General features: G+C 45.8%; 9 protein-coding genes and 1 pseudogene. 5 read left to right on the top strand and 5 right to left on the bottom strand.

All coding sequences use genetic code 11. From position 1 onward, the window contains the following. Positions 1-462: 462 nt before the first annotated feature. The gene (locus tag B5D40_RS14265) at positions 463-2,136 is read right to left on the bottom strand and encodes a glutamine--tRNA ligase/YqeY domain fusion protein (protein ID WP_078777454.1); all 1,674 of its coding nucleotides are present in this window, start codon (positions 2,134-2,136) and stop codon (positions 463-465) included. Between the two features lie 69 nt (positions 2,137-2,205). On the opposite strand from B5D40_RS14265, the gene nrdR reads away from it, so the two are divergent. Then, positions 2,206-2,655, top strand: a complete 450-nt coding sequence (nrdR, locus tag B5D40_RS14260) for a transcriptional regulator NrdR (RefSeq protein WP_073306330.1) — start codon at positions 2,206-2,208, stop codon at positions 2,653-2,655. Positions 2,656-2,665: 10 nt separating this feature from the next. Further along, positions 2,666-3,640, top strand: a complete 975-nt coding sequence (locus tag B5D40_RS14255; protein ID WP_233134256.1) for a class I SAM-dependent rRNA methyltransferase — start codon at positions 2,666-2,668, stop codon at positions 3,638-3,640. Here the strand turns inward: B5D40_RS14255 and B5D40_RS14250 are convergent. Further along, positions 3,624-3,806 carry a hypothetical protein gene (locus tag B5D40_RS14250; protein ID WP_078777453.1) on the bottom strand — a complete coding sequence of 61 codons (183 nt, stop codon included), beginning with the start codon at positions 3,804-3,806 and terminating at the stop codon, positions 3,624-3,626. The two genes, B5D40_RS14255 and B5D40_RS14250, sit on opposite strands and share 17 nt — an antisense overlap. Between B5D40_RS14250 and B5D40_RS14245 the strand changes: the two genes are divergently transcribed. Both B5D40_RS14245 and B5D40_RS14240 read left to right on the top strand, forming a co-directional pair. Beyond that, complete coding sequence (locus B5D40_RS14245; protein WP_078777452.1) at positions 3,805-4,032, top strand: integrase core domain-containing protein; 228 nt, start codon at positions 3,805-3,807, stop codon at positions 4,030-4,032. The two genes, B5D40_RS14250 and B5D40_RS14245, sit on opposite strands and share 2 nt — an antisense overlap. 128 nt (positions 4,033-4,160) lie before the next feature. Then, positions 4,161-6,905 carry an AAA domain-containing protein gene (locus B5D40_RS14240; protein ID WP_078777451.1) on the top strand — a complete coding sequence of 915 codons (2,745 nt, stop codon included), beginning with the start codon at positions 4,161-4,163 and terminating at the stop codon, positions 6,903-6,905. Between the two features lie 26 nt (positions 6,906-6,931). Here B5D40_RS14240 and B5D40_RS14235 read toward each other — a convergent pair whose 3' ends face one another. Genes B5D40_RS14235 through B5D40_RS16205 form a run of 3 tightly spaced genes read right to left on the bottom strand, consistent with a single transcriptional unit; the run spans position 6,932 to position 8,214 of the window. After that, a complete protein-coding gene (locus B5D40_RS14235; RefSeq protein WP_078777450.1) occupies positions 6,932-7,123 on the bottom strand; it encodes a hypothetical protein in 192 nt (63 codons plus the stop codon). Between the two features lie 6 nt (positions 7,124-7,129). Next, entirely contained in the window at positions 7,130-7,618 is a 489-nt protein-coding gene (locus B5D40_RS16210; protein WP_233134255.1) for an ATP-binding protein, read from the bottom strand. A gap of 29 nt (positions 7,619-7,647) precedes the next feature. Beyond that, entirely contained in the window at positions 7,648-8,214 is a 567-nt protein-coding gene (locus B5D40_RS16205; protein ID WP_233134254.1) for an AlbA family DNA-binding domain-containing protein, read from the bottom strand. 134 nt (positions 8,215-8,348) lie between these two features. On the opposite strand from B5D40_RS16205, the pseudogene B5D40_RS14225 reads away from it, so the two are divergent. Continuing rightward, a pseudogene (locus tag B5D40_RS14225) lies at positions 8,349-8,545 on the top strand (IS5/IS1182 family transposase); the annotation flags it as partial.

Genomic DNA, 8,545 nt, shown 5'->3' with positions numbered 1-8,545 from the left:
CTGATCACTAGTCGCTAACCATGGTTCGACTAGTTCGACAAGCTCACTAACCGACGGTCCCTGAGTTTATCGAAGGGCACCAACCAAGCAAATCGAGGTGGAATTTTGTATATAAAACCTTTTTTTGTATAAGTAACGATTGCTTTGTCGGCGGATGCTGGGGAAGTTGTTTGGGAAGCCGAATGTGATGAAGGCTTCGCGTGAGGTATGCGGAGGGTGGCGCATTGCGCCAGTGCGCTAGCACCGACTGGAAGGTAGCCTGTAGCACGCCGACCCGGCGACTGCCTTTTGTTGAAAATCCGCCGGGGCACGCCCTTGCGTATAAAAAAGCCTATAAAAAACGTCCTCGAGGAAAGGAGACCTCGGAGGACGTAAGGGGGAGTGTTTGGTTGTTCATAATTTATCTAAATCGGGGATGTTTAGATAAATTATGGACGGATTATCGTTTACCCTTGTAAACGCCTACTTTTGCGCTTTGCCCCAGGAATCCTTGAGTCCCACGGTGCGGTTGAACACCAGATGGTCGGGCTTGGAGTCTTGGCTGTCCAAGCAGAAGTATCCTTGCCGCATAAATTGAAAGCGGTCTTCCATGGTTGCTTTGGCGAGCATCGGTTCGAGTTTCGCCTGCTTGATGACCAGGGAATTCGGATTCAGGAAATCCAGCGGGTCTTGACCGTCGGGAACGTTCCCCGGATTTTCCAGCGTAAAGAGGTTGTCGAAAAGACGGACTTCCGCATTGATGGCGGCGGGAGCATAGACCCAGTGGATGGTGCCCTTGACTTTTCTGCCGTCGGGGGAGTCGCCGCCCTTTGTCGCCGGGTCGTAGGTGCAGTGGATGCGGACAACATTGCCCGCGTCGTCTTTTTCAACGCTTTCGCATTTGACAAAATAGGCACCTTTGAGACGGACTTCGCCGTCCGGTTTCAAGCGGAAATACTTTTTGGGCGGATTTTCCATGAAATCGTCCCGCTCGATGAAGAGCTCCTTGCCAAAGAGGACTTTGCGGGTTCCGGCGTTCGGGTCTTCCGGGTTGTTTTCCACTTCGACTTCTTCGGTCCTGCCGTCTTCCCAGTTGTCGATGACGACGGAAATCGGGTCCAGAACCGCCATGGCGCGCTTGGCGGATTTGTTCAGCTCTTCGCGGATGCAGAAATAGAGCAGGTTGATATCGACCATGCTGTCCGCTTTGGAAATGCCTATCCGGTCGCAGAACTCACGGATGGAAGCAGCCGAGTAGCCGCGGCGGCGCAGACCGCATACGGTCGGCATCCGGGGGTCGTCCCAGCCCATGACACGCCCGCTTTTGACGAGTTCCAGCAGCTTGCGCTTGCTCATCACCGTGTAAGAAAGATTCAGGCGGGCAAATTCGATCTGTTGCGGGAGATTGGAAAGCCCGAGGGATTCCAGGAACCAGTTGTAAAGGGGACGGTGCGCTTCAAATTCCAACGTGCAGATGGAATGGGTGATGCCCTCCATCCAGTCCGAAAGCGGGTGCGCAAAATCGTACATCGGGTAGATGCACCAATCGTCTCCGGTGCGGTGGTGCGTGGCGTGCTTGATGCGGTAAATCGCCGGGTCGCGCATATTCATGTTGGGGCTGGAGAGGTCGATTTTGGCGCGGAGCGTCTTTTCGCCGTCAGCAAATTCCCCGGCTTTCATCCGGCGGAAAAGATCCAGATTTTCTTCGACGCTCCTGTCCCGGTAGGGCGAGGGCTTGGAAGGCTTGCCCGCATCGTTTCCGCGGTAGTCCTTCATTTCTTCCGGAGAGAGGTCATCGACGTAGGCTTTGCCCAGCATGATGAGCTTTTCGGCGAATTCGTAAAGTTTGCCGTAGTAGTCGCTCGCATAATGGACGGGCTCTTCCCAGTCGAAACCGAGCCAATGCACGTCGTTGTAAATCGCATCGACGTATTCCGTATCTTCTTTGGTCGGGTTCGTATCGTCAAAGCGGAGATTGGTCTTGCCGCCGAATTTTTTGGCGGTGCCGAAATTTAGGCAGATGCTTTTGGCGTGTCCGATATGGATGTAACCGTTCGGTTCGGGCGGGAATCGGGTGAGTACGTGGTCTCGCTTGCCAGTCTTCAAATCGCTGACGATGATGTCTTGGATAAAATTGGAAGATTCCGGGATGTCCATAGTGTTCTCCAGAAAAAATTTCAACCAAAAGTTAGCAAAGGTTTGGCGAAAAATCTATATTCCGAGCGTATGATTTGCCCTTATTGCCGTAGCGAACACGACAAAGTTGTAGATAGCCGTTCCAGCGGGCTGTCCATTCGCCGCCGCCGGGAATGCCTGGAGTGCGGAAAACGGTTTACCACTTACGAATATGTAGAAATGACGCCGCTGACCGTTGTGAAAAGAGACGGCTGTCGTGAACCTTTTCAAAGGGAGAAACTTCTTGCGGGGCTTGAAGCCGCCTGCAAAAAAAGGCCGGTGAGCCGCCAGACGATTGAAGACATTGCGACGGATGTGGAAAATGCTCTTGTGCTCAGCGAAAGCCAGGAAGTGCGCTATGACGCTATCGGCAATTTAGTGATGGAAGCTTTGCGCAAAGTCGATGCTGTCGCCTATGTCCGTTTTGCTTCCGTATATCGCGAGTTCAAGGAAGTGGGCGAGTTTGTTGAGCAGGTCTTGCAGCTGGATTCAAAGAAGTAGCGCTTTTGCGATGGCCGACGAAAATCATTCTATCGATTATTTTGTCCGTCTGCTGGAAAAGGCTTACGCCAAGCGGATTCCGCTGATGGATTTGACGGATGCTTTTCGCATAGTCAATGGCGCGGACGACGGTTTTCCAGGTGTCGCCGTGGACAAATATGCCGAGCATTTTCAAATCCAGTATTTCGGCCCGGATTTGCTTGGACAAAAGGAGGCGATTGCCGCCGCCGTCCGAAAATTTTTGGAACCGCAATTTCTGGTGTCCAAATTTCGGCTTTCCAGTTCGGGAGAGTCGCTGGAAAAACCGCAGATGCAAGTGGAGTCCGGCGAAACGGCGGATAGCGCGACTGTCGTTCGGGAGGGGAATTGCCTTTTCAAGGTGGATCTCTTGGACACGGTCAATCCGGGGCTTTTTTTGGATATGCGGGACGGGCGTTTGGATGTGGAAAAACGTTCCCGCGGGAAAAACATCCTGAATTTGTTCAGCTACACTTGCAGTTTCTCCGTGCATGCTCGAGTCGGCGGCGCGCTGCGGGCGGTAAATGCGGACATCAGCGGGAAAATTCTGGACAAGGGCCGGGAAAATTACCGGTTGAACGGCATCGACCCGCAGAAAGGGGAATTTTTCAAGGGCGACAGTCGGGAATATCTGGATTGGTGCGTGCGCAAGGGATTGCGTTTCGACGGCGTAATTCTGGATCCGCCGAGCTTTTCGCGCAATCGGGGAAAAGTCTTTTCGGTCAAAACGGATTTCCAGAAACTGGTTGCCGAAGTGGCGGAAGTTCTTGCGCCCGGCGCCTTTTTTCTTGCCAGTTCCAATTTCAGCGGATTTTCGTTGGAAAGCTTTTCCAAGGAAACGTGGCGAACTGTCCGGCAAAAATTCCCCTCGGCGAAAATCGCCTGGAGTCGCGGGCAGGGCTGCGATTTTCCGGGTTCGGGAACGCGCAAGGAGAGTTCCCTTTCCGCCGTCATGATTGAAGTTTAGCAGCCGGTGTCAAAATGCAAAGGGCGTGGGCGAAATAGGAAATGCCCGGCAGCTTGTTTTCGGCAAATTGCCTGTCGTAAAAACGCAGGCAGAAATGTTGCCAGTACACGTCGGAACAGTTTACCAGCATTTTCAATTGGGACGGATGCCCGACAAGGCTAAGCATGGACAGCAAAGGCCGAGCTTATGACAACATATTCGTAGAACGATTCTGGAGAACACTCAAACAGGAGGATATCTACATCAGGGGATACGAGACCGTGACGGAATGCAGACAAGGTCTAGAGGCGTATTTGGCGCGTTATAATGATGTACGACTGCATTCATCCCTTGGCTGGAACACGCCATCGGATGTATATTTCAAAAAGGTTCGGCTAGACAAGGTCGCCTAGGTCGGACTAATTCAACGAAGAAATCAATTTTTTTCTGTTGGAAAAAGTGAACCACTTTAGAACGAAGAAAAGGTTGAGAAGATGCTGTTGATAATTTTAACTCTATTTAGTGATTATTTCATCTAGTTATGAACCCACAAGAAGTTCTCGTATTAATTAAAGGTGAAATAAAGACGGAAGAGGTTGAATCTCTTTCCTTTGATGATGCTAGCCGAAAATGTAAGGTCGTTTTTCGTAATGGGAATGCTTATGAATATAGCGCCGGAAATGTTGTTTGTCTAAATAACCCATGCCAGCACGAATTCAAAAAACAGAAGATTTCCGTAAATGGCATTGAACTTTACAATATTGAAAATATCTATGAATTTTGCGATGCCAAAACAAATAAAAAATATTGGCATGTTGTTTTTAAAGACAAGGCTAAAACCTATAAGTATGATGAACTGAAGGTCCTGAACGAAACGAAGGATACTTTTCAAAGTGCCGTTTTGAATTATCTGAAGGATGTCGCTGCAAATAATCCCTTGTTGGTTCAAGAATTTTGCGAAAACAGCAATAAGAAAGAGGATGCTTCCTTATTGAAAAAGCAATATGACAAAATAAAGGGAATCTACGAAAATGAAGATACTGCGTTGGCTCTTTATTTGAAGTCTGGCGTTCAGAAGGACTTGCAAGCTACAGAATCACGAAGTCTTGTATTCCCATTTGGCTGCAATCTCAGCCAAATCAATGCAGTTCAAAATGCGTTTAAATATACAATTAGCCTAATTCAAGGCCCTCCAGGAACCGGTAAAACTCAGACGATTCTAAACATTCTTGCCAATTTGCTGATTCAAGGGAAGACTGCGTTGGTCGTATCAAACAACAACAGCGCAATAAAGAACGTTCAAGAGAAATTGTCTCAATACAAGTTGGACTTTCTTTCGGCTATGCTTGGTAAAGATGAAAACAAGACGTCTTTTATTGAGTCGCAAAAGCCCGGAAAATTGGAACTTCCCATAGAAAAAAAACGTCCTAGTCTTGCTTCGTGGCAAAAGAACATATTGAAGAAAGTTTCCGATGCTAAGCGGCTTTTTAGTGAACAGAATGAGTTGGCTCGTATAAAAGCAGAATTTGAAAGCGCAAGGGTGAACTACGAGCATTTCAAGGAATATCTTGACGAACTGGGAATTTCTGACTACTCCATTGAAAATCGAAATGGTCTGAACCAATTTGATATAGAATCTGTTAGAAGCCAGCTAGAATCAAACCTTAAAAAAGATCCGACGAAAAATAAACTTTCCATTTTTACTCGCTTTTGGTTGCGTTTCGTTAAAGGACTTTCTAATTGGAAATTTCTCAAAGGTGATACTTCTGCGATTATAGCAAGTCTTGAAAATTTCTGTTTTATAATTCGATTGGCCGAATACGGAAATCGCATTAAGTCTTTGGAAAACTCAGTGAAGGCAAATGAGCAGGCTACGTCTGACTTGCAGAACTTTTCTAAATCGATTTTGTACGAGAATGTTTTTCGAAAGTTTAATTTGCGAAAAGAACAAACCATCTATACAAAAGATGATTTATATCGTAAATGGAGTGAATTCCTTAAAGATTACCCGATTTTATTTAGTACAACGTTCGCTTCAAAGAGCGCTCTCAGTCCAAATGCAATTTTTGACTATGTGATTATGGATGAATCTTCGCAGGTCGATATTGCTACGGGTGCGTTGGCTATTTCATGTGCTAAAAATGCTGTGGTTGTTGGCGATAGTAAGCAACTTGAAAAGGTGACAACAAAAGAAGAAAAGGACAAGTATCAAGAAATTTTCGAAAAGCATAAAGTGCCACCGATGTATAACTGTGCGAATGTGAGTTTCTTGGACTCTATAAACCGTTTTATTCCTGATGCTGCAAAAACTTTGTTGAAAGAACATTATCGATGCCATCCGAAAATTATTGAATTTTGTAATCAAAAATTTTATGATAATCAGCTAGTTGTGCTTTCTAATAATACGGAACAAAATCCGTTGGTAATTCATTGGACAGCTCCGACTAGTCGAGAAAATAATGTCAACCAAAAACAGATTGAGGCGATTGCTCAAGAAGTTATGCCGTATCTTGGATCAACGGATGTAGGGATAATTTCGCCTTATAATAAGCAATGCAGTGAATTAAGAAAAGTTGTTTTCGGTGTTGATATTTCGACCATTCATAAGTTTCAGGGCCGTGAAAAGGATTCAATAATTTTTTCAACGGTAGATAATGTTCTGACTGAATTCTCCGGAGATCCGCAGATAATAAATGTGGCTGTTTCAAGAGCAAAGAACAAGTTTGTATTGGTTGCTTCCAAACAGGAACAGCCAAAGGGCAGTATTCTTGATGACCTAATTGGTTACATTCAATATAATGCAGGTGAGTCTGTAGAAAGTAAGGTTTATTCCATTTTTGATGTCTTGTTTAGTCAAAAGTGCTGCACGAATTTCAGAAACATGGAAAGTATCTCGAAATATCCTTCGGAAAACATCGCGTATAGAATGATTCGCGATGTCTTGAAAACTTGCCCGAGCCTGGATGTTTTCTTTGAGTATCCAATGAATCATCTAATTCGAGATTTTTCAAAAATAGCGGATGATCTGGCGTTGCTCAGTTATGCCAAACATCCTTCAACTCATATTGATTTCTTGATTACAAATCGTATTTCAAAAACGCCTGTTCTGGCGATTGAAATAGATGGAGCGAATTTCCATAAGCAAGAATCCGTTCAGGCGGAACGCGATCGCATGAAAGATTGTATATTAGAAAGGTATGGCATTGATTATGTGAGGTTTTCTACCAAGGGAAGCAATGAGCGCGAACAAGTTGAAAGAAAATTAAAAGCGTATATTGTAAATTAGGAAAATTTCTATGCCCTCCCCGTTCCTCACAATTCCCCGTGCCCGTAGTACAATTTGGCCTGCAAGTCAAAGAGATAGTGCTCATCCAGCAAATGCTGTGCAGCAAACTCGAAATAATCTCTATAGCCAAAATCTTTCAACATCTGCATCAGCATAGCGCCCGTAGGGAATCCATACGGAACACTGCAACCGGCACCTATGATAAAAACATCAGACATTAATCTTTACAATATCTCCCAGCGACCGCCCTTATCGCTACCAACACGGTGAATAACATTTTTAGCCTTTAATTTATCGATTTCTCGTTGTACTGTTTTCGAGGACACGTTAAGCTTTTTAGACAGTTCCCTCAGAGATATCGAACTATCCGCGCGTATGAAATCAACAATCAAGGACGCTCGGCTTTTTTCTTGGACATTTTCTTGGTCACGGCCATGCAAATCGGGATTTTCCGCCCTGAAAAGCAACATTATATCGTTTGGATGCACAGTGTATTCCGGTTCAGGAATGCCATGTTCCTTGCACAACTTGCAAATTTTTTCCACGCCACGACCCCAACTTTCTACAAAGCCGGCCCTGAAAAAGGTGTACGCAATGTCAGGATTGTGAGGTAAAGAACGATGCTTTTGGAAGAGAGTCTCCGTAGTCCAATTGGTCGGGAAAACGCAATCATTGCTAATGTAAAGTTTATCCTTATACACGCTGATTTGCACGGGTACACCAACAGAGAAATCCTGATGTATCAGGGCGTTAAAAACAGCTTCGCGAATGGCATCTTTAGGAAACGGATAATGTTCAATGCGGGTGACATTGTCGTATGAAATTTCAGGTCATCAGCACTCATCCGTCCGCTTCGCATGGCCTCGCGATAGAAAATATCAAAACTCTCTTTGTCAAGGTCGTCCACAGAAACATTTTCCAGAGGAAGCGCATCCCAGTTTTTCCCCGTCTTACGCAAAAGAAAATTGGTCAAAGCCGCTCCTTGCAGAAGTTGCTTCGTACTCCCAGAACGGTAATGATATTCGCCTTTGTAGTTTACAGGATACGGATTTTCATCAACGGAAATCCGGACAACATCCAGTCCATTTTTCTTCATCAAGTCGACATCAACCACTAGCCCCAATGCATCACGAACCTTATTGGGAATATCTTCCATAAACCTTTTCGAATCCGCAACCCCACACACCTTGCCGTTGTCATCCACGCCGATATACAGTTTGCCACCCTGGGCATTGGCAAACCCGCAAATCCACTTGAGGTATTCGTCTCTCCACGACGACTTGTATTCAATATCCTGGCTCTCTGACATAAACAACCTCTCGGACTAAATAGTCCTCCCTTAAAATCCCGCCCAGCCCGCATAACTATTGGGAAAAACTGATTTCTACCCTGTGAAATTATTGCAAGGTTTTCTAAAATATGACTGAAAACCTTGCATTTTTTATGTACAGACCGCCAAAATCCCACGCACAGACAAGCCTTTTCTGCTCCCTTGAGGAACAGTTGAACCACAAGCACCCCCTCTACGTTCTCGCGAACAAGATTGACTGGAACAAGTTCGAGACCGAGTTTTCCAAATTGTTCGACGAAAAGATGGGTGCGCCAAACAAGCCGATCCGTCTCATGACCGGGCTCATCAT

This window comes from Fibrobacter intestinalis, from assembly GCF_900167415.1.
GTDB classification, from domain to species: Bacteria; Fibrobacterota; Fibrobacteria; order Fibrobacterales; family Fibrobacteraceae; genus Hallerella; species Hallerella intestinalis.
This window is presented reverse-complemented; position numbering and strand designations above follow the sequence as displayed.